The organism is Microbulbifer sp. ABF4_143, assembly GCF_056160225.1.
The window spans coordinates 94,885-120,606 of the sequence record NZ_JBSWWT010000009.1; the positions used below are offsets into that span (position 1 = coordinate 94,885).

23 protein-coding genes are annotated in these 25,722 nt (G+C 64.9%); 10 read left to right on the forward strand and 13 right to left on the reverse strand.

Annotated elements, in window-relative coordinates; genetic code table 11:
- Positions 1-380 precede the first annotated feature (380 nt).
- Both ACXAF3_RS09140 and gpmI read right to left on the reverse strand, forming a co-directional pair.
- Positions 381-1,520, reverse strand: coding sequence for a murein hydrolase activator EnvC family protein (locus tag ACXAF3_RS09140; protein ID WP_475111989.1), 1,140 nt, complete (start codon positions 1,518-1,520; stop codon positions 381-383).
- Positions 1,517-3,079, reverse strand: coding sequence for a 2,3-bisphosphoglycerate-independent phosphoglycerate mutase (gene gpmI, locus ACXAF3_RS09145; RefSeq protein ID WP_475111990.1), 1,563 nt, complete (start codon positions 3,077-3,079; stop codon positions 1,517-1,519). The genes ACXAF3_RS09140 and gpmI overlap by 4 nt, the downstream gene beginning before the upstream one ends.
- 312 nt (positions 3,080-3,391) lie before the next feature.
- Between gpmI and ACXAF3_RS09150 the strand changes: the two genes are divergently transcribed.
- The 6 genes from ACXAF3_RS09150 (at position 3,392) to smrA (ending at position 6,926) form a co-directional block, all read left to right on the forward strand.
- A complete protein-coding gene (locus ACXAF3_RS09150) occupies positions 3,392-3,802 on the forward strand; it encodes a rhodanese-like domain-containing protein (RefSeq protein WP_475111991.1) in 411 nt (136 codons plus the stop codon).
- Positions 3,803-3,848: 46 nt separating this feature from the next.
- Positions 3,849-4,103, forward strand: a complete 255-nt coding sequence (gene grxC, locus ACXAF3_RS09155; RefSeq protein WP_475111992.1) for a glutaredoxin 3 — start codon at positions 3,849-3,851, stop codon at positions 4,101-4,103.
- A 141-nt stretch (positions 4,104-4,244) separates the two neighbouring features.
- Positions 4,245-4,745 (forward strand): protein-export chaperone SecB, encoded by a 501-nt coding sequence (gene secB / locus ACXAF3_RS09160; protein WP_475111993.1) that lies wholly within the window; start codon positions 4,245-4,247, stop codon positions 4,743-4,745.
- A gap of 267 nt (positions 4,746-5,012) precedes the next feature.
- Entirely contained in the window at positions 5,013-5,462 is a 450-nt protein-coding gene (locus tag ACXAF3_RS09165) for an acyl-CoA thioesterase (RefSeq protein WP_475111994.1), read from the forward strand.
- Positions 5,455-6,321: an SDR family oxidoreductase gene (locus tag ACXAF3_RS09170; RefSeq protein ID WP_475111995.1), complete on the forward strand. Its 867-nt coding sequence runs from the start codon at positions 5,455-5,457 to the stop codon at positions 6,319-6,321. Before ACXAF3_RS09165 ends, ACXAF3_RS09170 begins: the two co-directional genes overlap by 8 nt.
- 17 nt (positions 6,322-6,338) lie before the next feature.
- Positions 6,339-6,926 carry a DNA endonuclease SmrA gene (gene smrA, locus ACXAF3_RS09175; protein ID WP_475111996.1) on the forward strand — a complete coding sequence of 196 codons (588 nt, stop codon included), beginning with the start codon at positions 6,339-6,341 and terminating at the stop codon, positions 6,924-6,926.
- A gap of 511 nt (positions 6,927-7,437) precedes the next feature.
- Here smrA and ACXAF3_RS09180 read toward each other — a convergent pair.
- Positions 7,438-7,932, reverse strand: coding sequence for an META domain-containing protein (locus ACXAF3_RS09180; RefSeq protein WP_475111997.1), 495 nt, complete (start codon positions 7,930-7,932; stop codon positions 7,438-7,440).
- Between the two features lie 64 nt (positions 7,933-7,996).
- Positions 7,997-8,470, reverse strand: a complete 474-nt coding sequence (locus tag ACXAF3_RS09185) for an META domain-containing protein (protein ID WP_475111998.1) — start codon at positions 8,468-8,470, stop codon at positions 7,997-7,999.
- A 171-nt stretch (positions 8,471-8,641) separates the two neighbouring features.
- Between ACXAF3_RS09185 and pyk the strand changes: the two genes are divergently transcribed.
- Positions 8,642-10,090 (forward strand): pyruvate kinase, encoded by a 1,449-nt coding sequence (pyk, locus tag ACXAF3_RS09190; RefSeq protein ID WP_475111999.1) that lies wholly within the window; start codon positions 8,642-8,644, stop codon positions 10,088-10,090.
- A gap of 34 nt (positions 10,091-10,124) precedes the next feature.
- Here pyk and ACXAF3_RS09195 read toward each other — a convergent pair whose 3' ends face one another.
- The gene (locus ACXAF3_RS09195) at positions 10,125-10,301 is read right to left on the reverse strand and encodes a hypothetical protein (RefSeq protein ID WP_475112000.1); all 177 of its coding nucleotides are present in this window, start codon (positions 10,299-10,301) and stop codon (positions 10,125-10,127) included.
- Positions 10,302-10,540: 239 nt separating this feature from the next.
- On the reverse strand, positions 10,541-12,739 hold the full coding sequence (locus ACXAF3_RS09200; protein ID WP_475112001.1) for a TonB-dependent receptor: 2,199 nt from the start codon (positions 12,737-12,739) through the stop codon (positions 10,541-10,543).
- Between the two features lie 184 nt (positions 12,740-12,923).
- Between ACXAF3_RS09200 and ACXAF3_RS09205 the strand changes: the two genes are divergently transcribed.
- The 3 genes from ACXAF3_RS09205 to ACXAF3_RS09215 all read left to right on the forward strand — a co-directional run bounded on the left by ACXAF3_RS09205 (position 12,924) and on the right by ACXAF3_RS09215 (position 18,484).
- Entirely contained in the window at positions 12,924-16,262 is a 3,339-nt protein-coding gene (locus ACXAF3_RS09205; protein ID WP_475112002.1) for a hybrid sensor histidine kinase/response regulator, read from the forward strand.
- A gap of 94 nt (positions 16,263-16,356) precedes the next feature.
- Complete coding sequence (locus ACXAF3_RS09210) at positions 16,357-17,556, forward strand: MFS transporter (protein ID WP_475112003.1); 1,200 nt, start codon at positions 16,357-16,359, stop codon at positions 17,554-17,556.
- The gene (locus tag ACXAF3_RS09215; RefSeq protein WP_475112004.1) at positions 17,543-18,484 is read left to right on the forward strand and encodes an alpha/beta hydrolase; all 942 of its coding nucleotides are present in this window, start codon (positions 17,543-17,545) and stop codon (positions 18,482-18,484) included. Before ACXAF3_RS09210 ends, ACXAF3_RS09215 begins: the two co-directional genes overlap by 14 nt.
- Positions 18,485-18,760: 276 nt before the next feature.
- On the opposite strand, the gene ACXAF3_RS09220 is transcribed toward ACXAF3_RS09215, so the two are convergent.
- The 7 genes from ACXAF3_RS09220 to hutC form a co-directional block, all read right to left on the reverse strand.
- On the reverse strand, positions 18,761-19,378 hold the full coding sequence (locus ACXAF3_RS09220; RefSeq protein ID WP_475112005.1) for a response regulator transcription factor: 618 nt from the start codon (positions 19,376-19,378) through the stop codon (positions 18,761-18,763).
- A gap of 94 nt (positions 19,379-19,472) precedes the next feature.
- Positions 19,473-20,261: a 3-hydroxybutyrate dehydrogenase gene (locus ACXAF3_RS09225; RefSeq protein ID WP_475112006.1), complete on the reverse strand. Its 789-nt coding sequence runs from the start codon at positions 20,259-20,261 to the stop codon at positions 19,473-19,475.
- Between the two features lie 218 nt (positions 20,262-20,479).
- Positions 20,480-20,875: a hypothetical protein gene (locus ACXAF3_RS09230; RefSeq protein ID WP_475112007.1), complete on the reverse strand. Its 396-nt coding sequence runs from the start codon at positions 20,873-20,875 to the stop codon at positions 20,480-20,482.
- A 95-nt stretch (positions 20,876-20,970) separates the two neighbouring features.
- Entirely contained in the window at positions 20,971-21,258 is a 288-nt protein-coding gene (locus tag ACXAF3_RS09235; protein ID WP_475112008.1) for a hypothetical protein, read from the reverse strand.
- 158 nt (positions 21,259-21,416) lie between these two features.
- A complete protein-coding gene (gene hutH / locus ACXAF3_RS09240) occupies positions 21,417-22,967 on the reverse strand; it encodes a histidine ammonia-lyase (protein WP_475112009.1) in 1,551 nt (516 codons plus the stop codon).
- Between the two features lie 132 nt (positions 22,968-23,099).
- Positions 23,100-24,773: a urocanate hydratase gene (hutU, locus tag ACXAF3_RS09245; RefSeq protein WP_475112010.1), complete on the reverse strand. Its 1,674-nt coding sequence runs from the start codon at positions 24,771-24,773 to the stop codon at positions 23,100-23,102.
- Positions 24,774-24,847: 74 nt separating this feature from the next.
- On the reverse strand, positions 24,848-25,573 hold the full coding sequence (gene hutC, locus ACXAF3_RS09250; RefSeq protein WP_475112011.1) for a histidine utilization repressor: 726 nt from the start codon (positions 25,571-25,573) through the stop codon (positions 24,848-24,850).
- Positions 25,574-25,722 lie beyond the last annotated feature (149 nt).

Consider the following 25,722-nt stretch of genomic DNA (forward strand, 5'->3'; position numbering starts at 1 on the left):
CCATAGCCTTTCTGCGGGCCCTGAAGCGTGCAGATGCAAGGCGCAGCTCGCAGCGAATGGCCCAGCCCTTTGCAAGAGCTGCAACGCCGCAGATGCATGCTTCAGGGCCCGCCCTACGGGGCTTTCAGAGCGATTCACACTCCGCGTTGCGACTTTTTGAAAGGTCTAGACATTCCTGCAAAGTCGCGCCTTGATTGTGAACCGCTCTGAAAGCCAGAGAGGCTATGGAGTTATTCAGAGGTTCCCCAGGGGCCGAAGGCGCCGCGAATACCTGGCGTGGCTGGAGCGAACCTCCTATTCGCCCTTGTGCGGCGATGTATCCGCTGCGCCCGCTCTCTCGCGGGCTCAGGGCCTTCGCATCCGTATTCGAGCGGTCTCTCTTAGGAGCGGCACCAGATGGTCGGGTCCTGTGGCCGGCCGCGGTGGCGTATCTCGAAATAGACGCCGCTCCTGGCCTGGCCGCCCGTGTTGCCGACGCGGGCGATGGTGTCGCCGCTCTCGACCCACTCGCCGAGGCTGCGGGTCAGGGACTGGTTGTGGGCGTAGAGGCTCATATAGCCGTCGCCGTGATCGAGGATGATCAGCATGCCCTGGCCGCGCAAATAGTCGGAGAAGACCACGCGGCCGCGGTGAATCGCGCGCACCGGTTCGCCCTCGGCGGCGGCGATGGTGATGCCCTTCCAGGGGATGCCGTTGGCGCGCGGCTTCCCGTAGGCGTTGGTGCGGCGCCCCTTCACCGGCCACTGCATGCGGCCGCGCTGCCTGGCGAAGGGGCGCTGGTCCTTCGGGTTCACCAGCGAGGCGATGGCGCGGCCCACCTCGTCCACCAGTTTCTGCAGGCGGGATCTGTCGCCCTTTAGCTGCTGCAGCTCGCCGCTCTTGTCCGCCAGGCGCGCGGCCAGCTGGTCCAGGGTGGACTGGCGCCGCCGCTGGGCGCTCTGCAACTGGTCCTGGCGCTGCTGCAGCTGGCGGCGCTCGGCGTCCAGGGTGTCGCGCTCGCGCTGGATGCTGGTGCTGACCGTCTGCAGGGTGTTTAGGGTGGCGAGGTAGTCGTCGATGACGCGGCTGCGTTCTTGGAGGAAGTATTGGTGGTAGCGGAGTTGGCGGGCGATGTGTTGCGGGTCCTGCTGGTTCAGGAGCAGTTTGATCTGCTCCTGTCTGCCGAGTCGGTAAGCGGCGGCGACTTCCTGCTCGACCCGCCGCTGCATACTTCGCCGCGATTCCTCCAGCTGCTGCTGTTCCTCGCGCAGCTCCCGCAGCTTTTCCCCGCGACTGTGCATATCGCGCTTGATCTGGTCGATGCGCTGGTGCAGCTCGGAGATATTCTTCTCGTTCGCCTCCAGGTCTTTGAGCAGCTGGTCGCGCTGGCTCCTGACCTGGTTGAGTTCCTGTTGCAGCGCCTCTATGCGCTGCTTGATCTCGGCCAGGCGCGCCTGTTGCGCTTCGTCGGTCTGCGCCGCGGCGGGCAGGGACAGGAGCGCGAAAAGGATTGCCGCCAGGGCTCTCATCGTGTGAGTCATGAGTCGAATTGCACCAGACTTTTACCCGTCATCTCTGCCGGCTGCGGCAGGCCCATTAACGCTAGCATGGTCGGCGCCACGTCCGCCAGACTGCCGCCGTCGCGCAGGCTGAGTTTGCGCTCACCCACGTAGACGAAGGGCACCGGCAGGGTGGAGTGCTGGGTGCTGACCTGGCCGGAGTCGGCGTCGAACATCTCCTCGACATTGCCGTGATCGGCGGTGATCAGCACCTCGCCGCCGGCCGCCAGTGCGGCGTCCACGACGCGGCCCACGCACTTGTCCAGGGCCTCGACCGCCTTCACCGCGGCCTCGAAGACGCCGGTATGGCCGACCATATCGCCGTTGGCGTAGTTGCAGATGATGGCGTCGTATGCGCCGCTCTCGATGGCCGCGACCAGCTTGTCGGTCACCTCCGGCGCGCTCATCTCCGGCTGCAGGTCGTAGGTGGCCACATTCGGTGACTTAATCAGCTCGCGGGTCTCGCCGGGATAGGGCTCCTCGCGGCCGCCGCTGAAAAAGAAGGTCACATGGGCGTACTTCTCGGTCTCGGCGATGCGCAGTTGGGTCTTGCCCTGGGCCGCCAGGTATTCGCCGAAGGAATTTACCAGCTGCTCCGGCGGGAAGGCGCAGCTGGCCTGGATATCGGCCGCATACTCGGTGGTCATCACGAAGTCCGCCAGTTTCGGCGCGACCGCGCGCTGGAAGCCGTCGAAAGCGGATTCGGTGAAGGCGCGGGTCAGCTGGCGCGCGCGGTCCGGGCGGAAGTTCATATAGATGAGTGCGTCGCCGTCCTGTATCGGCGCCGCCGGGCCTATCAGAGTCGGGGCCACGAATTCGTCGTTCTCGCCGCGCTCGTAGGCCGCGGCCAGGCCGGCCAGGGCGTCGACGGCCTGGTACTCCGCCTCGCCCCGGGTCAGCAGGTCGTAGACCGACTGGGTGCGCTCCCAGCGCTGGTCCCGGTCCATCGCGAAGTAGCGCCCGGCCAGGCTGGCGATGCGCGCATTGCCGACCGAGTCGCACACCTGCATCAGGCGCGCCAGCGACGGCTCGGCGCTGCGCGGCGGCGTGTCGCGGCCGTCCAGGAAGGCGTGTACGTAGATTTCTCCGGCGCCGCGCTGGGCCGCCAGGGTCACCATCGCGACTATATGGTCCTCGTGGCTGTGCACACCGCCCTCGGACAGCAGCCCCATGATATGTACCGCGCCGTTGTTGGCGATCGCCTTGTCCACCGCGGCGGTATAGGCCGGGTTGCGGAAGAAGTCGCCGTCCTCGATCGCCTTGTTGATGCGGGTGTAGTTCTGGTAGACGACCCGGCCGGCGCCGAGGGTCATATGCCCCACTTCCGAGTTGCCCATCTGCCCCTCGGGCAGGCCCACCGCCATGCCGGAGGTCTTAATCAGGGTCTTGGGGCGGCTGGCCCAGATCTGGTCCCACACCGGCGAATGGGCCGCGTGTATCGCGTTGTGCTCGGGATTGTCGCTGTGGCCGAAGCCGTCCAGGATCAGCAGGATCAGGGGACCTTGGGACGAGGGGCTGGGCGATTGTTGCTCGGCGGCCATTGCGATGATGTTCCTCTGCCGGTGGGAGAAATAGGGACGCGGATTTTAACCTAATTGTGTAGCGATTAACCACGCCGGCCGCTGCGGCCGGCGCTACCCAGTGCACAATTTTGCTGATTAAGATTTGGCCACGATCGTGTATACTCCCGCCGCATTGGGCGCCGGATGGCGCCGCTCACAACAATACGGGAATATGGCGCAGGGATGCGCCGGCGCGAGCCCGCGGATGGCGCACAGCCGTGCCGGCCGTTTGCGGGCGCCAATCCGCTAGATCGGGATTATCCATTGGATTGCTAGGTAGAAGGAAAAGAAGTGGACTTTTTCGTCTTTATGAGCGAGCAGTGGCTGCTGGTCAGCCTGCTGGTGGTACTGCTGTACGCCTTTGCGCTGAGTGAGCGCCACAGGGCCGGCACTCCGGCCTCGGTGCACGAGGTCACCAAGCTGATCAACAGCGAGGGTGCGCGGGTGCTGGATGTGCGCGACCGCAGCGAGTTCAGCGCCGGCCATATCGTCGATGCGGTGCACATTCCACACGGCGAGGTGGCCGCCCGCATCGGCGAGCTGGCGCCGTTCAAGGACAAGCCGCTGATCGTGGCCGATAAGCTGGGCCAGCACGCGGGCGCGGTGGGCCGGCTGCTGAAGCAGCAGGGCTTTCAGGTGCGGCGCCTGCAGGGCGGCATGACCGAGTGGGCCAACCAGAATCTGCCGTTGGTAAAGAGCTGACCGAGGGCGCGGCCCGTGCCGCGCCGGTGTTGAAAGAGAAGGCGTTGTGAAAGAAGTCGTTATCTACACCACCCGTTTCTGCCCCTACTGCATCCGCGCCAAGCAACTGCTCGACAGCAAAGGGGCGCAATACCGGGAGATAGCGGTGGACGGCAACCCGGATCTGCGCGCGCAGATGGCCGCCAAGGCGGGCCGCCACACGGTGCCGCAGATCTGGATCGGCGACCACCATGTGGGCGGCTGCGACGAGGTGATGGCCCTGGCGCGCGGCGGCCAGTTGGACAGGCTGTTGAGCGGCTGAAGACGCGGGGAAGAATCGCGCGATAAATTCATTATTCCGGCCTTGAAACGGTATTCGAAGGCCCCATTTGAGAGACTCATACAGGGAGTCTTTCTCACGGAAGGCAGAAATAAACCACTTATATCGAGAACAGGCATTGACATGGCTGAAGAACAAAACGGCGCAGCGGCAAACTCAGAGGCCCCGCAAGTACAATTCGCGATGCAGCGCATCTACCTGAAAGACCTCTCCTTCGAGACCCCGATGGGTGCCGAGGTCTTCAAGAAGCAGTGGAAGCCCCAGGTCAACCAGGAACTGAACACCAAGACCGCCAAGATCGACGAAGATCTGTATGAAGTGGCGCTGACCCTGACCATCACCGTCAAGCTGGAAGAAGAGACCGCCTTCCTGGTGGAAGTGAAGCAGGCCGGCCTCTTCACCATCAAGGGGCTGGAGGGCCAGCAGCTGGCCCAGGCGCTGAACACCGCCTGCCCGCAGATCCTCTTCCCCTACGCCCGCGAGGTCGTGGACAACGTGGTGACCAAGGGCTCCTTCCCGGCCCTGATGCTGCCGCCGATCAACTTCGACGCCCTCTTCGCCGCGGCCCTGGCCCAGGCGCAGAAGCAGGCGGAAGGCGCCAAGGAAGCGCAGGCCGAAGCCTGATCGCTTCGCCGCTCTGAATCGAAAAGGCCCCAGTCGGGGCCTTTTTCATTTGGGCCGTCCCCGGCCCTCACCCTGTGGGCAGTCTTCGGCTGTGCAAAACGGCAATCCCTGCCGTTTTGTTGCGTTTGGGTGATTAGATCGAGTTTGGTGGCGGCTGGGCCTTCGCATCTGGCTGTGTGATTCCTTCGTGTCCCGAGTCCCGACCTTGCCCCGGACCTCGCTATCCCATAGTCTCCCAGGCATTCAAGCGGTTGGGATTGAACGCCAATGCAGTGGGATTTGCCGCGGCCCTTCGTGTGGAGAGTCACCGTGGAGCCGCAACACGTGGACGGCCTGCACCACGCCAACAACGCCGAGTATGTGCGCTGGTGCGAGCGCGCCGCCTGGGCCCACAGCGTGGCGCTGGGGCTGGATGTCAGCAGTTACCAGGGTCTCGACCGCGGTATGGCCATCCGTCACGCCGAGTACGACTATATACTGGCGGCCAGGGAGGGCGACGAACTGCTGTTCGGCACCTGGCTCACCCGGGTGGACGGGCGCCTGAATATAACCCGCCGCTTCCAGGTGTTCCGCGCCTCCGACGAGGCGCTGCTGCTGCGCGCCCAGTGGCAGATGGTGTGTATCGAGCTGTCCAGCGGCAAACCGAAGCGGATGCCGAAAGAGTTCAAGGACATTTACAGCCCGGCAGTCATTGTCCCGGAGGCCGATAGTGAGTGAAACATTTATCACCCTGACCGAGAATACCGGCGCCCTGAAGGGGCGCACGATTTTCATCACCGGCGCCAGCCGCGGCATAGGCCGCGCGATAGCGCTCAAATGCGCCGCGGACGGGGCCAATATCGTCATCGCCGCCAAGTCCGCCGAGCCGCACCCGAAGCTGCCCGGCACCATCCACTCGGTGGCGGAGGAGGTGGAGGCCGCCGGCGGCAGGGCGCTGCCGCTGCAGGTGGATGTGCGCGACGAGAAGCGGGTCGCCGAGGCGATGCAGCGGGCCGCGGAGGCGTTCGGCGGTATCGATGCGGTGGTGAACAACGCCGGCGCGATCAACCTGACCAATGTCGAGTCCACCCCGCCGAAGCGCTACGATCTGATGCAGAGCATCAACAGCCGCGCCGTCTACCTGACCGCGCACCTGGCGATGCCCTACCTGAAGCAGTCGGGCAACGGCCATATCCTCAGCCTGTCGCCGCCGCTGAACCTACAGCCCAAGTGGCTCGGACCTTTTGCGCCCTACGCGCTGTCGAAGTTTGGCATGACCATCCTGAGCATGGGCCTGGCGGAGGAGCTGCGCGAGGCGGGCGTCAGTGTCGCCACCCTGTGGCCGCGCACCTTGGTCGCCACCGCGGCTATCGAGTTTGCGGTGGGCAACCGCGAGATGTTCGAGCAGAGCCGCAAGCCGGCGGTGATGGCCGATGCCGCCTACGAAGTGCTGATCACCGAGAACAACGCGCTCAGTGGGCGCCAGTTGATCGACGAAGAGCTGCTGGGCGAGCGCGGCGTCAGCGACTTTACCGGATATGCGCACAATCCGGCCAAGGCCGATCAACTGGCGGTGGATCTCTTTCTCGAACCGTAATTGGGCTGGGGGGTAGTATGTCCAGCGACAGCGAAGTTTTTCACCAGGCCCTGGGCCTGTTGGGCGACGTAAAGCCCCTGGCGCAGGAGCCCCGCGTGGCGTTGAAGAAGGCGCCGCGCAATGCGGGCCTGAGCCAGCGCGCGCGCCGCGAGGCGGCGGTGCAGGAGACCGCGCGCGAACTGAATCCGCTCTCCGGTGAGTTCGTCGAACCGGTGGATCCCTGGGATCCGCTCGAATTCAAGCGCGATGGCGTGCAGAACGGCGTCTACCGCAACCTGCGCCTGGGCAAATACCCGGTGGATGCGCGCCTCGACCTGCACCGCCACACGGTGGAACTGGCGCGCCGCGCGGTGCTGGAATTCGTGCGCGACTGTGTCGAGGCGGATGTGCGCTGCGCGCTGATCACCCACGGCAAGGGCGAGGGGCGCAAGCAGCCGGCACTGCTGAAGAGCTGCGTCAATCACTGGCTGCCGCAGCTGCACGAGGTGCTCGCTTTCCACAGCGCGCAGAAACAGCACGGCGGCCTGGGTGCAACCTATGTGCTGTTGCGCAAGAGCGAGCGCAGGCGCCAGGAAAACCTGGAGCGGCACCAGCGGCGCAAATAGCCTTGGGAACCTCTGAATAACGCCATAGCCTCTCTGCGGGCCCTGAAGCGTGCAGATGCAAGGCGCGGCTCGCAGCGAATGGCCCGGTCCTTTGCAAGAGCGGCAACGCCGCAGATGCATGCTTCAGGGCCCGCCCTGCGGGGCTTTCAGAGCGATCCACACTCTGCGTTGCGACTTTTTGAAAGGTCTAGACATTCTTGCAAAGTCGCGCCTTGATTGTGAACCGCTCTGAAAGCCAGAGAGGCCATGGCGTTATTCAGAGGTTCCCTTGCGGCCTGTCATCTTTTTGTCACACCCGCCTATTAGGATGCAATCACAGGGCCCCGCGAGATACTTGTAGCGATTTGGCGCGGCGTTGTCTTCTCTCTTGTTCGCCCGGCGCGAACCCTGACCCTTCTTGATTGTGATTGTGCATTCCTGGCGGCCGCTCCGGCCGCCGTTTTTTATTCACTTCCCGCCGCCTGCGTCCGCTATTGCGGTTTGGCGCGTGACGCGATCCCGCAGTGCGAATTTACTCGGCAACGGCCTCGGCGCGTTTGAATTCGAGCCGCGTCTCCCCGCCTGCACTCTGCAGTATCAGGAAATCGCCTTCGACTCTCAGGCTGTCGGTCTGCGGCAGCGCCTTCAGATAGTCCCGCTCCAGTTCGCTACTGTCGCGGAGGTCGCTCATGCGCGAAATGGCCGGAACCTGGGGCCAGGAGATCTCCCCGCTTGCGGAGAGCGAAAAGCGGCCCAGGTAGGGGTTGGAGCCGGCGCTGCCGCGCACATAGCCGAGTTTATCGCAGGTGAAATAGGGGCGGTCGCGCCACAGTTTCTTCCACAGCAGCCGCGAGCGGTGCTCGCGCCCGTCCACTGACAGGCTCTCCAGCAGCCACTGGTGTTCACACACCGACGACTCCGCATCGCCCTCGGCCAGCCCGGAATCGTCCAGGCTGGCGCAGCCCGCCAGGGGCAGCAACAGTGCAAGCGGAATCAATGACAGCAGGCGTGTGCGGATACGCGGCATGAGGCAGGTCTCGTTATTTTTGTGATATTTAACCCTAAAAAGGCCGGACCGTCTGTGGCCGCGTTCAAGGTCCGACCTTGACATACTCTATGTAGATATCGCCCGAGGCATCGCGCAGGATCAGCCGGGCACCGCCGGATTTGGTAAAGGCCTGGCGGGTGCCGGCCAGGGCGCGCAGGTAGGCGTTTTCCTGCTGCATCAGTGCTTCCGGGCCGGCCATTTTGGTCGACGCGAAAGTGCTGGTATCCCACAGCAGCTGGCCGTTGTCGGTGATCTGCATGGCCCCGCGATAGGTGTTGATACCGCTCTTGCCCATCACATTGCCCTCGCGGTTGCACAGGAAGGTGAAGCGGCTGGTCTCCTCGATGGGGACCGCCTCGCCGTTGATGCGCAGGCGCTTCAGCTCCCACTTGTTGCCGCACACGGCATTGAGGTTGCCGGCGGACTGGATCACCGGGGCCGTCTCGGTGCCGATACCCAGACAGCCGCCCGCAACCAGCACCGCGCCCAGCAGCCACAGTTGCATAAATCTGCTCATCGACTCGCCGCTCCCTGTCAGTCCCCGCGCGCCGGCATCCGCCGGCCGCCTGTCCGGTTTTCCAGCCCTTAGAGCTTAGTCGCTGTGTGCCGCGGGGAGAGGAGCACGGCGCCAAGCTATGCTTGCAATAGCGCCGGAGCGCGAGCCGGCAAGCACACGGAAGTGACCGATATGCCAAGACGCACCAAGATCGTCGCCACCCTGGGGCCCGCAACCGACAAGGCCGGCATTCTGCGCAAGCTGATCGCGGCCGGCGTGGACACAGTGCGCCTCAATTTCTCCCACGGCCTGGCCGCGGACCACCGCCGCCGCGCCGCGGAGGTGCGCGAGGAGGCCGCGCGCCAGGGCCGCCATGTGGCGGTGCTGGGCGATCTGCAGGGGCCCAAGATACGCGTGGGCAGGTTCAGCGAGGGCCGCGTGCGGTTGGAAAAGGACGCCGCGTTCACGCTGGACCCGGACTGGCCCGCGGGCGGCGGCAATGTGCGGGGGGTATCGGTGGACTACGCGGCTCTGGCCGACGATTGCGCCGCCGGCGACATACTGCTGCTGGACGATGGCCGCCTGCGCCTGCAGGTGGAGCGCATCGACGGCCGCGCGCTGCACACGCGGGTGGAGGTGGGCGGCTGGCTGTCCAACAACAAGGGCATCAACAAGCTCGGCGGCGGCCTCACGGCGCCGGCGCTGACGCGGAAAGACCGCGCAGACATAGCGGTGGCCGCGGAACTGGCGCTGGACTACCTGGCGGTGTCCTTCCCCCGGGATGCCGCGGATATCGAAACGGCGCGCCGGCTGTTGCGCGAAGCCGGCGGCGGCGCGCATGTCGTCGCCAAGATTGAGCGCGCCGAGGCGGTGGCGGACGAGGCGCAGCTGGAGGCGCTGATACTCGCCAGCGACGCGATCATGGTCGCGCGCGGGGACCTGGCCGTGGAGATCGGCGATGCGGAGCTGATGGGGGTGCAGAAGCATCTGATCCGACGCGCCCGGCGCCTGAACCGGGTGTCCATCATCGCCACGCAGATGATGGAGTCGATGATCTCGAATCCGGTGCCGACCCGCGCCGAGGTGTGCGACGTGGCCAACGCGGTGCTGGACGGCACCGACGCGGTGATGCTGTCGGCGGAGACCGCCGCCGGCGACTACCCGGTGGAGACGGTCGAGCATATGGCGGATGTGATCGTCGGCGCCGAGAAGCACCGCGCCCGGCGCCGCCCGCCCAAAATCATGCAGGGCACCTATCCGCGGGAATTCCCCGCCGGCGATGCCTGTATCGCGATGGCCGCGATGGTCATCGCCAATCACTGCCGCGATATCAAGGCCATCATCTGCCAGACGGAAACCGGCAACACGGCGCTGCTGATGTCGCGGGTGCGTTCGGACATTCCCATCTTCGCCTTCTGCCGCCACCGCAGCAGCTGCAGCCGCGTGGCCCTGTACCGCGGCGTGGACCCGGTGCTGATGGACGTGGAGGGGATGGACGGCCCGTCCCGGGACCGCCAGGCCATAGACCACCTGAAGCAGCGCCACCTGCTGGCGCCCGGCGACTTCGTGCTGGTATCCCGCGGCTACCACCAGGATATCGGCGGCCATACCGATACGCTGCGCATAGTGCGGGTGGACTGAAAGCCAGCAGGAGCGGGATCGTGTCGAGCGGGCTTTACGAGGCGCGCACGCAGCGCACCAGTATCTTGGTTTCCAGCTCCTGTTCGACACAGTGAAATTTCTGACCGTTCAGGTTCAGTGCTGTGGGGGTTCCTTCGGGCGCGGTTGTCGAACAACCGGCGACTCCTGTCGCCAGGGCCACGGCCAGCAGAATACAACGCAATTTCTGCACCGCAGATACCTCGTGACTCGTTTAAAAAGGCGCGGAATTTGTCCGCGCTCTGTATCAGCCTAGAGGAAGCAGCCGTCATAGTGGGGTATTTGGCGCCAATTTGTGTAAAGCGGCGACACGTTTGGTCCGTGCACAAAAAAGCCGCCGTAGAGACGGCGGCAAGCTTGTGCTCACTGAGCTTCCGCGAAAACCACTCCGCGGATAAGGAGATGCAGTACTCTGCTGACTGATACGCGCTTTTAGAAGTTGTAGTTGGCCGACAGCGCAATGGTGCGCGGGGCGCCGTAGAATCCGGTATCGAAGGCGCCGCCAAAGGCGTAGCCGGCGATGCGGTATTCCTCGTCGGTCAGGTTCTTGCCGACCAAGCCAAGATTCCAGTTTCCATCCGCGCTGTAGTAGGTCGCGGTCATGTCGACCAGCGTATAGGCCTCCTGGTCGAGGATGCTCGGCGTCTCGAAGATCTGCGTGTCGGCGCGGTAGGAAACCGTCGGGTTGATGACGATTTCTGCACCGTTCGACATCGGCAGCGAGTAATTCAGCTGGAACATGGCGGTGGTATCCGGGGTGTTCTGCATGTCGCGCTCGTCCGCCACGTCGACACCACCGGTAATAAATTCCAGAAACTCGGCGTCCGCATAGCCGAGAGATAGGTTGGCGAGCAGGTTGTCGGTCACTGCCAGGCTGGCCTCCAGTTCCAGGCCCTGGATGCGCGCCTCACCGGCGTTCAGCACGGCGCTGGTAAATCCGCCGCCCGGATTAAATGCCTGCACTGTCACCTGCATATCCTTGTAGTCGGCGCGGAAGGCGGCTGCATTCAGGCGCAGGCGGTTTTCAAACAGGTCTGTCTTGATACCGAATTCGTAGGTATCCACAGTTTCCGGATCGAAGCCGTCGACGGTGGATGGCAGTGTGCTCGCGTCGCCGCGCATATCGAAGCCGCCGCTCTTGAAGCCGGCGCTGTAGCTGGCGTACACCATGGTCTCGTCGTCGATTTGGTAGTCGAGACCCAGGTGAGGGGTAAACTCGCTCCAGCTTTTGCTGTTCTCGTAGTCGGTTAGCGCTCCGGCGAATACCGTTGCCGGCTGGCCGGGATTGTACTTGCCGGCAAACAGCGGGCTGTAGACGCCGATAAAGTTGCCCTTGAAGACCTCCGCATCCTTTTCGTCGCGAGTGTAGCGGCCGCCCAGGCTCAGGTTCCAGTCGGGTGCGAAGCGCCAGTTGTAGTGGGCATAGGCGGACAGGCTGGTGGTGTCCACCGAGCCGGCCACCTGCTGGGTCAATGGGAAGCCGATGACATTTTCCAGATATCCCAGCACCGCATCGAAGGCGCCGGCCGCAGTGCCAGTGTAATAGTAGAGCCCGCTGACCAGATCCGCATTGTCGCCGCTCCAGTTCAGCTGGAATTCCTGGGTGGTCTGGTCGTCCTCGTAGAAGGCCGGCACATCGAAATCGGGACGGTTGACGCTGTCGAAATCGATCGCGGTTTCGGTTTCGCCCTCACGGTGGGCGGTGATGGATTTCACCGTTACGCTGTCCGACAGCTGCCACTCGGCGGTCAGGGAGGCTCCACTGGTTTCCACCCTGTTGTCGTAGAGCATATTGGATTCGGTATCGTAGACGCTGTCGAGAAGTGGTTCGCCTCCCAGGCCCGGGGCGAAGCGGTGGCCGTGTTTGGGGGCGGAGTCGTCTCGGGTCTGGTCTGCGGCCAGGCGAATCCACAGGGTGTCGCTCGGGTTGAACTCCAGCGCCACGCGGCCACTGAAAATATCTTTGTTGTACTGCTCATCGCCGGTAATCACATTCTCGCCGTAGCCGTCGCGCTGGAAGCTGGCGATGGCACCGCCGATGTAAATGCCGTCGGCGATTTCGGTGGAGGCGGCCACTTTCAGGTCGCGCTGGTTGTAGCTGCCGAGGGCGCCGCCGATGGAAACGCGGGTGTCGCCGGACATTTTCTTGGTGACATATTTCACCGCGCCGCCGATGGTGTTCTTGCCGTACAGGGTGCCCTGCGGACCGCGCAGCACTTCCACCCGCTGCACATCGAGAATATCCAGTACTGCGCCCTGCGGGCGGGCTATATAGATGTCGTCCACATAGATACCGACACCCGGTTCGAAACCCCACAGCGGGTCCTGCTGGCCGATACCGCGAATAAATGCGGTCAGGGTGGAGTTGGTGCCGCGGCCGACCTGCAGGGTGGTATTCGGGGACAGCTTCTGAATATCGGTCAGGTCGCTGATGCCGTTCTGCATCAACGCATCCTCGCCGATAGCCGTCACCGCCACCGGCACCTCCTGCAGCGACTGCTCGCGCTTCTGTGCGGTCACGGTGACTTCCTCGAGGGCGGCTTCGGCGTGGGTCAGGCCGGCGCCGCAGGCGAGCATGATGCCTGCGGCCAGGGGGTGGAACTTGGTTGCGCTCTTTATCGTTCTGGTCATGGCTCTCTCCAATCACCAAATTTATGGTTTTTATAAGTCTCGTAGCTGCCACTCTATCGGGCCTTGGTCCATTTGCCTGCTAGACCAAGGTATGACGGAGAGACGGGCCGGGATGGAGGACAAAAAACAGCCGCTGGGGTAAGGTCTCAGGCAAGAATAACGCAGATAAAAACGGTGTACCCGCTTGTTTAGCCTGACCACCCTGGCCGCCGTCGCGCTGGGCTACCTGACGCTGCTGTTTGCCATCGCCTTCTGGGGCGACCGGTTGCCGGCGGCGCGCCTGCGCCCGATCAAACCGCTGCTGCTGGCCCTGGCCGGCACCTACACCAGCGCCTGGATGTTTTTCGGCACCCCGGCCCAGGCGGTGGAGGAGGGCTGGCTGCTGCCGCCGACGTTCGTCGGCGCCAGCCTGATGCTGATTGTCGGCGCGCCGCTTCTGGCCCGCTTCGTGCGCCTGTGCAAGCGCCAGGGCTCCACCTCCATCGCCGACTTTATCAGCGCCCAGTTCGGCGGTTCCCAGTGGCTGGCGGCGGCGGTCGCCCTGCTCGCCCTGGTCGCGGTATTGCCCTATCTGGCGCTGCAGCTGCGCGCGGTAGCGGACAGTTTTCTGTTTCTGGCCGACAGTGGAGACATTGATTCGTCGGTGGTCGCGGCGATCGTCAGCGCGACCCTGGGCCTGTTCGCGCTGCTGTTCGGCACCCGCCATATCGACAGCAGTGTGCACCGCAACGGCATGCTGCTGGCGGTGGCCTTCGAGGCGCTGGTCAAGATGGGGGCCTTCGTCGCCGTGGCCTGGTTCGTGCTCGGCAGCGCCTTCGACGGCGCCGCGGACCTGGCGCGCGCGGCGCTCGCCAGCGAGCGGGTAGCGCAGCTCGCGGAAGCCCGCCCGGCGGATACCGGTTATTTCGCCGTGGTGGTACTGGGTATGGCGGCCATGTTCTGCCTGCCGCGGCAGTTCCATATCCTGATGATCGAGAGCGACGGCGAACGGGATATAGGGCCGGTCAGGAAGCTGATCCCCCTGTATCTGGGCATACTGTCGGTGGCGATACTGGTGGTGGGTTACGGCGGCCTCGTGTGGCTGCCCCAGGGGGACGGCGGCCCCTACGGCAACCCGGAGCGCTTCGTGCTCGGTATCCCGCTGCACGGCGGTTCCGAATGGCTGTCGCTGCTGGCGTTTATCGGCGGCCTCTCCGCCGGCTCCAGCATGGTCATCATCGCGACTATCGCCCTGTCGACGATGATCGCCAACACCATGGTGGTGCCCCTGTGGCTGCAGCGGCTGCAGTCGCGCCGCAGCGGACGCGCGCTGGGGACGGATCTGCGCCGCGTGCGCCGCGCCATCATCGCGCTGATCATGCTGGCCGCCTTCGCGGTCAACGAGGCCATTGGCGCCGGCGTGCGCCTGGGCACCTTCGGCCTGCTGTCGTTGGCGCTGGTGGCGCAGCTGGCGCCGGCCATGATCGCCGCCGCCTGTTGGCCCAAACATTGGCCGCGCCCGCGCGCCGCCGGGGTCGTCGCCGGGCTCGCCGCCGGCGCGCTGGTCTGGGCCCTGTCGGCGCTGCCGGCGGCGGTCGGCGAGGCGGACCTGCTGGCGCACTGGCTCGGCCTGCGCTGGAGCGCCCTGTCGATCACCTGTGTGTTCGGCCTGGGCCTGAACTGCGCGGCCCTGCTGCTGGTGTCCAAGTGGGCGGCCCTGCGGAGCCCGCACGGCGCCGGTGCCGATGACACGCCGGTGGACAGGGCGCAGCTGCGCGAACTGCTGGCCCTCTTTGTCGGCGGCGACGCGGCCGCGCGCACCTTTGCCAGCCTCGAGGAGGAGTCGAGCCGGGATTACCGGGAGGCGGTGGAGAAAATCCTCGCCGGTATCGTCGGCAGCACCAGCGCGCGCCGCCTGGTGCGCCAGCACAGCGGCGCCGGCGCCGATACCCTGGAGCAGGCCTCGGCCATCTACCAGTTCGGGCGCGGGCTGTTGCAGAGCAGCATCGACAATATCGACCAGGGCATCTCGGTAGTGGATGCCAATCTGAACCTGGTGGCCTGGAACCGGCGCTATGTGGAGTTGTTCCGCTATCCGCCGTCGATGATCTACGTCGGCCAGCCGGTGGCGGAGCTGGTGCGCTACAACGCCAGTCGCGGCGAGTGCGGGCCGGGCGCGGTGGAGATGCACGTACAGAAAAGGATCGAACACCTGAAGGCCGGCACCGCCTACCGGGTGCAGCGCCACCGCACCGACGGCACCGTGCTGGAGATCCGCGGCAATCCGCTGCCCGGCGGCGGCTTCGTGACCACCTATGCGGATGTGTCGGATTACCAGCGCGCCCTGGCCGAGCTGACCGAGGTGAAAACCTCCCTGGAGCAGAAGGTCGCCGAGCGCACCGCGGCGCTGCAGACTCTGAACGAGCAGCTGCAGGCGGCGAGTATCGGCAAGACGCGCTTTCTCGCCGCCGCCAGCCACGATCTGGTGCAGCCGCTGAACGCCAGCCGCCTGTTCCTGGACGCCCTCAGCGCGCGACAGCTGGACGACGACAGCCGCAACCTGCTGAGCCGTGCCGACAGCGCGCTGGCGGCGGCGGAGCAGCTGATCACCGATATGCTGCAGATAGCGCGCATGGACGCCGGCGACATTCACCCGAGTATCCAGCCCACGGCGCTGGACAAGGTGCTGGCCGAGGTGGTGGACCAGGCGCGCCTCGCCGCCGCGGCGCGCAATCTGGAGCTGCGCTACCGGCGCAGCGGGCTGTGGGTGATGAGCGACGAAAAAATGCTGCGCAGGGTGGTGCAGAACCTGCTCGACAACGCGATCAAATACACGCGCCGCGGCGGCGTGCTGATCGGCGCGCGCAAAAGAGGGGGCGCGGTTTCCCTGGAAATCTGGGATACCGGCTGCGGTATCGATGCGTCGCAGCAGCGCAATATCTTCCGCGAGTTCTGCCGCCTCGGCGGTGTCGAGCGCGAGCACGGCTACGGCCTCGGCCTGGCTACCGTGGAGCGGCTGTGCCGCCTGCTGGACTCGCCCATCGACCTGGCGTCGCGCCCCGGGCGCGGCAGCGTCTTCCGCGTGCGCCTGCCGCGCACACAGGAAGCGCCCGGGCAAACCCCGGCGCCCGCGCGGCTGTCGCCCGCGCAGCTGGCGCTGCGGCTGCGGGTGCTGTGCGTCGACAATGAACCCTCGATTCGGGAGGCGATGCGCGCGCTGCTCGGCGGCTGGGGCTGCAGTGTCGAGTGCGCGAGTGGCCGGGACGAGGCGCTGCGGCTGGCAAGGCCCGACCTGCTGTTGATGGATTTCCACCTGGACGACGCCTGCGATGGTATAGATCTGGCGCGGGCGCTGATGGAGCGCTGGGGCGCGGCGGTGCCCTGCGTGATCATCTCGGCGGAAAACACCGACCTGGTCAAGAACCGCGCCCAGCGCGAAGGCTGGCAGTTCCTGCAGAAACCCCTGCGCCCGGCGGCGCTGCGCGCGCTGTTGCAGGCGCAGCAAAAGCAGCGACAGCAGGCGTCTGCGACCAAGGTCGTATAGCGGTCTGGGTCCCGCCCGCGCACCCTAGCAGGCTGCTGAAAAAGTATTTTTCAGCAGCCTGCCAGTTCCATCGCTCAAATATCGAAGCAAAAAAATGAAAAAATATTTTCTCGAAGCCCTGATGTTCACCGCCTATGCGCTGTTCGCCGCCTCCTGGGTATCCGGCGCCATACTGACGCCGGCGGTTCAGGCGGACTTCGGCGAGCAGGGCTTCACCAACGCCACCTGGGGCAGCAACGTGATTACCCTGGCGAAGATCGTCGGCAACCTGGCCGCGGCCATGCTGCTGATGCGCCTCGGGGCCAAGCGCGCGTTTACCCTGGCGATGCTGCTGATCGCCACCGGCGGCCTCGGCGCTCTGGCCGGTGACTACAGCAGCTGGCTGCTGTCGCGGCTGGCGCTGGGGCTCGGCGGCGCGCTGGCGATCGTGTATTTCAACCCGGTGGTGTTGCACTATTTTTCCGCCCGCGAGCGCCCGCTGATCAACGGCATCAACGCGGCCGCCTTTAACACCGGCAACCTGGTGGCACTGCTGACTACCGGCGCGCTGGCGGCGTGGATGGGCGGCTGGCCGTCGGTGGTGGCTCTCTACGGCGTTATGGTGGCGGCGCTGGCGCTGCTCTGGTGGCTGTCGGCGGAAAACTTCCCTCTGGCCGGCGGGCAGGGCGCTGCGGAGGAAAACTACGGCCTGCGTCGCGGTATTCGCGAGGGCTTCAACTGGTGGCTGCCGCTGGCCTACTGCGGCGTACTCTTCTGTTATATCGCCGTGTTCGCACTGTTTCCGCTGATCGACGGCTTCGCGGTTGCCAGCAATCATCTCTCCGCGGTGATGATTGCCGCCGGCATGGTTGGCACCGTCGCCGGCATTGTGGTGACCAAGCGCTACCCGCTGCGTCTGCCGGTGCTGCGTTATGCGGGCCTGGCGCTGGTGCTTTTCGCCGCGCTGATGGTGGCCAGCCGCAATCCCGTCGTCGCCTACGGAGCCGCGGCCCTGGCCGGCTTCTTTATGTTCCTGCCGATGACCGCGCTGGTGACGCTGCCGCAGGAGCTGCCGGGGATGACGCCGGCGCGTATCACGGTGACCTTCGCGATGTTTTGGTCCATTTCCTACGGCGTGGAGACGGCCTTGATGGTCGCTGCCGGCTGGCTGGCGGACGTCAGCGGTGAGCCGGCATATGCGGCCTATTTCGCCGTGGCCTGCTCCGCGTCGCTGTTTGTGTTCTCCTTCCTGTTGCCGGAGAGCGGCAGAAAATCCGCCGAGATAGAAAACGGAGTAGAAAATGCGACGGCTTAATCCAAACCTCGTCGAGTGGCTGGTCGGCGTCAACGAACAGTTGGCGAAACTGAAGGCGTCGGGATTTGAGCCGACGCCGATCAGCGCGCGGGAGAGCCTCGCCAACCTGACGCGCACCTTCGTCGCGCCGGGGCCGGAAATGACGGTTTGCGAAACCCTGGTGCCCGGCGATCAATACGCGGTGCCGGTGCGTATCTATATGCCCGCCGAGGAGGACTGCGCACCTGGCCCGGGTATCGTCTACTGCCACGGCGGCGGCCATATGGCCGGCAGCGTCAGCGTTTACGATCCCATATGCCGCCGCATCGCGGCGCGCTGTGGACGCACGGTGGTGTCGGTGGACTACCGCCTGGCACCGGAAAATCCCTACCCGGCCGCTCTGTGCGATCTGCTTGCGGTCGTGAAAGGCCTCGACGCGGCGCTGGCGCGGAAAAATATCGCCAGCGACGGCCGCTGGATCCTGATGGGCGATTCCGGCGGTGGCGCCCTCTGCGCCGCTGCCAGCCGCCTGCTGCAGCACGGGCGCCACTGCGTCGCGGCCCAGGTGCTGATCTACCCGAGCCTGGACTACACGATGCAGCTGCCCTCGATCGAGGAAAACGGCAGCGGCTACCTGCTGGAAAAGGAGAAGATCGGCTGGTATTTCGACAACTATTTCCGCGGGGCGGAAAACCGCCGCGACGCCTCGGCGCTGTACGGGGAGTTTACCGCAAACCTGCCCGCGACCCTGGTGGTCACCGCGGAATTCTGCCCGCTGCGCGACGAGGGTATCGCCTATCTGCACAAGCTCCGCGAGGCGGGTGTCGCGGCGGAATCGCTGCACTTCGGCGATATGATCCACGCCTTCCTGAACCTGGAATCTCTCGTGCCGGATGCCTGTGAAAAATTCTACCGGCACGCCGCGGAATTTGTGCGCGCCGTCGAATAATCTTTTGCGGGAATAGGGAGAGATTCGCGGGTCTCCAGGGAATCTCTGATTAACTCGCGTGAGCGCTGTTGCGGGTTCAGGGACGCTCAAGCAATGGGGTGGACATTTCGAAAACGCACGAGTACTTCCCTGTATCCGACGGTTTCGAAATGTCCACCCCATCACTTGAGCTTCTCCCCCAGGTGTAGAGCGCCTTTAAAGCCTCGGAGCGAATTAATCAGAGGTTCCCTAGCAGGTTGTTGAAAAAGGCCATCCCTGACCTTTTTCAACAGCCTGCTAGGGCAGCAGCGACTGGGCCTCGCGTATCAACTGCTTGCGGTCGCGCAGCTCCAGTTTGCGCAGTATCGCGGTCACATGGCTCTTTACCGTGGGCTCGGTGATTTCCAGCTCGTAGGCGATCTGTTTGTTCAGCAGCCCCTGGGCAATCATCTGGAAGATGCGCAGCTGCTGTGGGGTGAGTCGCCCGAGGCGTTCGGCCAGTGCGACTTCCCCGCCGCCCTGTAGCGCCTCCTCGCTGAACCACTGCTCCCCGGCAAGCACCCGCTCGATGCAGAGGGCGATTTCCCCGGGCTCTGCGGTCTTCGACAGGAAACCGCTGGCACCGAAGCCGGCCGCCTGTTGTACCACGGCATTTTTGTCGCTGCCGGAGACGACCACCACCGGCACCGCCGGGTAGTCGCTGCGTATCTGCGCCAGGCCGTTTAGCCCCTCGCTGCCGGGCATATTCAGATCCAGCAGCAGCAGGTCGACAGGGGTGTTTTGCAGGTGATTCAGGGTGGACTGCAGGTCTTCGCTCTGCAGCAGTTCGCAGTCGGGGAAGTGTCGCGACAGGGTCGTCGCCAGGGCGTCTCGGTAGAGGGGGTGGTCGTCGGCAATCAGCAGTCGGTAATTCACTTCACACCCCTTCGATCGGCATAGTGCGGGGTGCCCCGACAAGCGCGGCGTGTGCGCGGCGGATTCCCGGGCTCCCCGTGCGGGTGTGGAAATCTTACTGTGCGCTCCAGCCGCCGTCCACCGGCAGGGAGGCGCCGGTAATGGTGCGGGCGAAGTCGCCGCACAGGTAGAGGACCAGCTCGCCGATGGCCTCGGGCTGTGTCGCTTCCGCTATCGGTTGTTTGGCTCCGATCAGCCGCGCGCGCGCCGACTCGAAATCCACACCGTCGCGCCGCGCGATGGCCTCTATCTGCGGCTGGATCAGCGGCGTCTCCACCCAGCCCGGGCAGATGGCGTTGGCGGTGATCCCGTATTCGGCATTTTCCAGCGCCAGCACTTTGGTGAGCCCCATCAGGCCGTGCTTGGCGGCGCAGTAGGCGGCCTTTTGTTCCGATGCCACCAGGCCGTGTACCGAGGCGATGTTGACGATGCGCCCCCAGCGATTGGCGCGCATGCCAGGCAGCAGATCACGGGCGAGAAAAAAGGCGGCGCTCAGGTTGATCGCCAGGATCCTGTGCCACTGCTCGGCGGGGAACTCCTGCGCCTCAGCGGTATATTGCACGCCGGCGTTGTTGACCAGCACCCCGGGATTGCCGAGCGCCTCGCGGGTCTCCCGCAGCAGCTGTGCACAGCCGGACTCGGATGCGATGTCCGCACTGCTGAAGCCGCACGCCACCTGGTAGGTTTCGCAAAACTGTTGCCGCAGCTGCTGGCCCCGCTCGGGCGCCACCAGGCCGTGCAACATCACTGCGTGGCCGGCCCCGGCCATGGTGTGCGCTATGGCGAGGCCTATGCCACTGGTGGAGCCGGTGATCAATACTGGTTGTTTTTTTTCCCGCTGCACAGACAACTCCCGCGGCTGTATCTGTCAGACCCTGAGGCGGCGTTCGCCGGCGTCGCAGGGTATGCCCGTTTATTGTTTTGAAGATCCTATCAGCGGCGGATTGGGCGGTCTGTATGACCAAGGTATGAGAGGGATCGGCGCTTCGAAAAAATAGTGGCCCCGCCGCGCTCGGAACAATTTCTGTGCCGGTCGCGGCGGGGCCGTGTGCGCGTTAGAAACTAGCGCCGGTAAGCCGGGCGATGACGTCCACCGCTGGGGCGCGCGGGGCGATGGTATCCCGGACGTCCCGGGCGGTATCCGGGGCGGCCCGGACGGTAACCGGGGCGGTTGTAATAGGGGCGGCCGCGGTAGCGGTAGTGGCCGCGATAGCCGCGATAGTAGGGGCGGCCGTAGTAATAGGGGCGGCCATAGCGGTAGTAGCGGTAGCGCGGGTGGTACCGGTAGCGGTAGTAGCGCGGTGACGAGTAGTAGAAGGATACGCTGCTGGATGGGTAGACGTAGGGATAGCTGGAGTAGTAGCTGCTCCCGTAGTAGCCGTCGGTCACACAGGCGCCAAGGGTCAGGGCGGTGCAGACCGTGACGGCGATAAGCCCGGTTTTAACTGCTCTGTTCATAACGCATTCTCCGGTAGTGGGATGCTCCATTGGTTGAGGCATTCCCTGCGGCACTTGCATGTCGCTCGCCTGGGGTTGGGATTAGACGATGCCGGTCAGTAAGGCCTTGGTCTCGGTCTCACCGGCGGGTAGTAGTAGTAGGGCGGTCTGGGGCGGTAGTAGCCGCCGCTCCAGTAGTAGTTGGGGTGGCGCGCATTGTGGCAGACGCCGTTGGGGTGGCAGTGATAGTAGGGGCCACCGACCCGGTAGTAGGCTCTGCCGCTCACCGTGGTGCTGCGGGCGGTGTAGCCGCTGCCGTTGCAGGCCGGCAGCGACAGGGCGGCCGCGGCCACCAGCGCGCAGCATGCGCCGGACAGCAGCAGCCTCTCGGGCAGCCGTTTCATTGAGACCTCCGCGCCGGTTGGCGGATAAAACGTCTACTAATCAGCCTAGCAGGCTTGGCGCAAATTTCCTCCTTGCGGGGATTTTTTGTCCCGGTGCGGGGCTGAAAAAGAAAAGGCGCCGCGTAAAAGCGGCGCCTTTTTGCGCGGGAGGGAAAGTCTCAGTGGGTGCTGGGCAGTAGCTGCGGATCAACAAACCGCAGATAGTCCGCGCCGGCCAGCAGCTGTTTGGCCTCTTCGATATCCGGCGCGAAGTAGCGGTCCTTGTCGTAGAAGGTCACCCGCTCGCGCAGCTTGCCCTTGGCCTCTTCCAGTTTTGCCGTGGTCTTCAGCGGTGCGCGGAAGTCCAGACCCTGGCAGGCGGCCAGCAGCTCCACCGCGAGTATGCCGCAGGTGTTTTCGGCCATATCCCGCAGGCGGCGGCCGGCGAAGGTGGCCATGGACACATGGTCCTCCTGGTTGGCGGAGGTGGGCAGCGAGTCGACGCTGGCCGGGTGGGCGAAGGTCTTGTTCTCGCTGGCCAGTGCCGCCGAGGTCACCTGGGCGATCATAAAGCCGGAGTTGACGCCGCCGTTTTCCACCAGGAAGGGCGGCAGGCCGGACAGGTTGGTGTCGATCAGCAGCGCCATGCGCCGCTCCGACAGCGCGCCGATTTCCGCCAGCGCCAGGGCCAGGTTGTCGGCGGCCATGGCCACCGGCTCGGCGTGGAAGTTGCCACCGGAGATGATGTCGGAGTTTTGCGGATTCTCCTCGTCGGTGAATACCAGCGGGTTGTCGGATACACCGTTGGCCTCCGCCAGCAGCACCTCGGCGGCGAAGCGGATCTGCTGCAGGCAGGCGCCCATCACCTGGGGCTGGCAGCGCAGAGAATAGGGATCCTGCACTTTTTCGCAGAACTGGTGCGAGTCGCCGATCTGGCTGCTGTCACCGAGCAGATCGCGGTAGGCGGCCGCCACCTCGCGCTGCGCCTTCTGACCGCGCGCCGCGTGGATGCGGTCGTCGAACGGGCGGCGCGAACCCTTGGCCGCCTCCAGGGACAGGGCGCCGGTGACCAGGCCGCCGGCGAACAGGTCCTCGGCCGCGAACAGGCCCAGCAGCGCGAAGGCGGTGGAGGCCTGGGTGCCGTTCAGCAGCGCCAGGCCCTCTTTCGGCGCCAGGGTCATCGGTTCCAGGCCGGCCTTATTCAGGCCATCGATGGCCGGCTTGCGCTCGCCGCCGATAAACACCTCGCCCTCGCCCAGCAGCACCACGCTCATATGCGCCAGCGGCGCCAGGTCGCCGGAGGCGCCGACGGAACCCTTCTCCGGAATCGCCGGGAAAACCTCGGCGTTGACCAGTGCAATCAGCGCCTCGATCAGCTCCGGGCGCACGCCGGAAAAACCGCGCGCGAGGGAGTTGATTTTCAGCACCATCAGCAGGCGCACCGTGGCCTCATCCATAAAGTTGCCGGTGCCGGCGGCGTGGCTTAGCACTATCGCGCGCTGCAGGTTTTCCAGATCTTTCTTTTCGATGCGCGTGTTCGCCAGCAGGCCGAAGCCGGTGTTGATGCCGTAGACGGTGCGGCCCTCGCTCAGCACCTGCGCGACTGTTTTGGCCGCGGCCTCTATGGCAGGGTAGGCGTCCTTCGCCAGCGACAGTGTCACCGGCTCACGCGCGACGCGGCGCAGCTGCGCGAGGCTCAGCTGGCCGGGATCGATTTCCAGTCGGTACATAAAACTCTCACTCAAATATTGTGTTCGTTCGTGGCTCACCTGTAGGAGCGGCCCATGGCCGCGATAGATTTTTCCGCTTGGCAAAGGCCAAGCGCGGCCATGGGCCGCTCCTACAGGGGAAAATACTCAGAATCAGTCTTTCAGCATCGGCAGGTCCAGGCCCTGCTCCCGTGCGCATTGCTTCGCAATTTCGTAGCCCGCATCCGCGTGGCGCATCACGCCGGTAGCCGGGTCGTTCCACAGCACGCGCTCGATGCGTTTGCGCGCCGCTTCGGTGCCGTCACAGACGATCACGACACCGGCGTGCTGGGAAAAGCCCATGCCGACGCCGCCGCCGTGGTGCAGGGACACCCAGGTGGCGCCGGAGGCGGTGTTCAGCAGCGCGTTCAGCAGCGGCCAGTCGGACACGGCGTCGGAGCCGTCCAGCATGGATTCCGTCTCGCGGTTGGGGCTGGCCACCGAACCCGAGTCCAGGTGGTCGCGGCCGATCACCACCGGCGCTTCCAGCTCGCCGCTGGCGACCATCTCGTTGAAGGCCAGCGCCAGGCGCGCGCGGTCCTTCAGGCCCACCCAGCAGATGCGCGCCGGCAGACCCTGGAACTGGATGCGCTCGCGGGCCATGTCGAGCCAGTTGTGCAGCTGCGGGTTGTCCGGAATCAGCTCTTTCACCTTGGCGTCTGTCTTGTAGATATCCTCCGGGTTGCCGGACAGCGCCGCCCAGCGGAAGGGGCCTATGCCCTCGCAGAAGAGCGGGCGTATATAGGCGGGTACGAAACCGGGGAAATCGAAGGCGTTCTTAACACCCTCCTCGAAGGCCATCTGGCGGATGTTGTTGCCGTAGTCCAGGGTCGCGGCGCCGCGCTTCTGTAGTGTCAGCATCGCCTCGACCTGGATGGCCATGGATTTCTTCGCCTCCTTGACCACCAGTGCCGGGTCTTTTTGGCGCATCTCGGCGGCCTGCTCCAGGGTCCAGCCCTTCGGCAGGTAGCCGTTCAGCGGATCGTGCGCGGAGGTCTGGTCGGTGACCGCGTCCGGCAGGATATTGCGCGCGACGATTTCCGGGAAAATATCCGCGCAGTTGCCGAGCAGGCCGACGGAAATTGCCTCGCCTTTCTCTTGCGCCGCTTCGACAATCTGCAGCGCCTCGTCGAGGCTCTTGGCCTTCCTGTCCAGATAGCCGGTGCGCAGGCGGAAGTCGATACGGGTCTCGTCGCACTCCACCGCGATCATGCTGAAACCGGCCATGGTCGCCGCCAGCGGCTGGGCGCCGCCCATACCGCCGAGGCCGCCGGTCAGAATCCAGCGGCCTTTGGATTCGCCGTCGAAATGCTGGCGCGCCACCGCGGCAAAGGTCTCGTAGGTGCCCTGCACAATGCCCTGGGAACCGATATAGATCCAGGAGCCGGCGGTCATCTGGCCGTACATCATCAGGCCCTTCTTATCCAGCTCGTTGAAGTGCTCCCAGTTGGCCCAGTGGGGCACCAGGTTGGAGTTGGCGATCAGCACCCGCGGCGCGTCGGCGTGGGTCTTGAACACGCCCACCGGCTTGCCGGACTGCACCAGCAGCGTCTCGTCGTCCTCGAGGCGTTTCAGCACCTCGACGATCTTGTCGTAGCAGGCCCAGTCGCGCGCGGCGCGGCCGATACCGCCGTAGACGACGAGATCTTCCGGGCGCTCGGCCACGTCCGGGTGCAGGTTGTTCATCAGCATGCGCAGCGGCGCCTCGGTGAGCCAGCTCTTGGCGTTCAGCTGGGTGCCGGTGGGCGCGGCGATCTTGCGGCTCGGGTCGTGGCGTTTGTCGGTCATAAGTTCCTCGCAAATTTTTTCTCGAAGGCGTCAGTTGCAGTTTTTGTAGGAGCGGCCGCTCCTACCGCGAATTTCTAAAATCGGAGCTGGGCGCCGAGGCGATAGCGGTTGCCCGGGTGCACCAGCCGCGCAAAGCTCACGGTGCCGGCGCTGCTCTTGGTGCGCCGCCAGATCTGCAGGCAGGCGCTGCCCGCTTCTATGTCCAGCGCTGCGCCGATGGCCGTATCCGCGGCTATCGCCTCCACCGTGGTGTCCGCTTCGACGAGCGGCGCCACCCGGGACAGGTAGGCGTTGGGCGTGGTTGCGCTGAAATCCTGCTGCAGATAGTCCGGTGCCAGCGCGGGGTTGGTGAAGCGCTCCTCCCACTGGATCGGCAGACCGTTGTCGCAGTGCACTATGATCGAGTGGAAGACGCGCGCGCCCTCCGGGATGTCGAGGGCGCGGGCCACATCGGCCGCGGCCTCGCACTCCTGCAACAATAGAATGCGGTTGCTATAACTGTGGCCGCGGGCGGAGATCTCGTCGGCGATATTGCGCACCTCCAGCAGCGAGCCCGCCGGCACCGGCTCGGCGACGAAGGTACCGAGCCCCTGGGAGCGCATCAGCACCCCCTCGTCGGTCAGCTCGCTCAGCGCGCGGCGCGCGGTCATGCGGCTGACGCTGAACTTCCGGGCGAGATCGTTTTCAGACGGCACGCGGAAATGCACCGGCCAGGCCCCCGTCTCGATCTGGCGGCGGATATGGCGCTTGATGGCCGCGTAGCGGGGTTCGCCGGTATTGGGTTCTCTTGCAGTATTCATGGACTTCGGTAAAGTGCGACTTCAGCTTGTATATGGTTGTATATACAAGGTTGTGGCAACTATCGTCGCCTCGAGGATCGCTGTCAAGCCAGAGTGTTGGCTGCGAGAGTGCCTGTAGGAGCCGAATTTTGAGAACCGCTCGTCCACAT

Excerpts from the sequence above, each read along its gene's own strand:
- ACXAF3_RS09140 (WP_475111989.1), bottom strand. The coding sequence starts at position 1,520 with ATGACTCACACGATGAGAGCCCTGGCGGCAATCCTTTTCGCGCTCCTG.
- gpmI (WP_475111990.1), bottom strand. The coding sequence starts at position 3,079 with ATGGCCGCCGAGCAACAATCGCCCAGCCCCTCGTCCCAAGGTCCCCTG.
- secB (WP_475111993.1), top strand. The coding sequence starts at position 4,245 with ATGGCTGAAGAACAAAACGGCGCAGCGGCAAACTCAGAGGCCCCGCAA.
- ACXAF3_RS09165 (WP_475111994.1), top strand. The coding sequence starts at position 5,013 with ATGCAGTGGGATTTGCCGCGGCCCTTCGTGTGGAGAGTCACCGTGGAG.
- smrA (WP_475111996.1), top strand. The coding sequence starts at position 6,339 with ATGTCCAGCGACAGCGAAGTTTTTCACCAGGCCCTGGGCCTGTTGGGC.
- ACXAF3_RS09180 (WP_475111997.1), bottom strand. The coding sequence starts at position 7,932 with ATGCCGCGTATCCGCACACGCCTGCTGTCATTGATTCCGCTTGCACTG.
- ACXAF3_RS09185 (WP_475111998.1), bottom strand. The coding sequence starts at position 8,470 with ATGAGCAGATTTATGCAACTGTGGCTGCTGGGCGCGGTGCTGGTTGCG.
- pyk (WP_475111999.1), top strand. The coding sequence starts at position 8,642 with ATGCCAAGACGCACCAAGATCGTCGCCACCCTGGGGCCCGCAACCGAC.
- ACXAF3_RS09200 (WP_475112001.1), bottom strand. The coding sequence starts at position 12,739 with ATGACCAGAACGATAAAGAGCGCAACCAAGTTCCACCCCCTGGCCGCA.
- ACXAF3_RS09210 (WP_475112003.1), top strand. The coding sequence starts at position 16,357 with ATGAAAAAATATTTTCTCGAAGCCCTGATGTTCACCGCCTATGCGCTG.
- ACXAF3_RS09215 (WP_475112004.1), top strand. The coding sequence starts at position 17,543 with ATGCGACGGCTTAATCCAAACCTCGTCGAGTGGCTGGTCGGCGTCAAC.
- ACXAF3_RS09230 (WP_475112007.1), bottom strand. The coding sequence starts at position 20,875 with ATGAACAGAGCAGTTAAAACCGGGCTTATCGCCGTCACGGTCTGCACC.
- ACXAF3_RS09235 (WP_475112008.1), bottom strand. The coding sequence starts at position 21,258 with ATGAAACGGCTGCCCGAGAGGCTGCTGCTGTCCGGCGCATGCTGCGCG.
- hutH (WP_475112009.1), bottom strand. The coding sequence starts at position 22,967 with ATGTACCGACTGGAAATCGATCCCGGCCAGCTGAGCCTCGCGCAGCTG.
- hutU (WP_475112010.1), bottom strand. The coding sequence starts at position 24,773 with ATGACCGACAAACGCCACGACCCGAGCCGCAAGATCGCCGCGCCCACC.
- hutC (WP_475112011.1), bottom strand. The coding sequence starts at position 25,573 with ATGAATACTGCAAGAGAACCCAATACCGGCGAACCCCGCTACGCGGCC.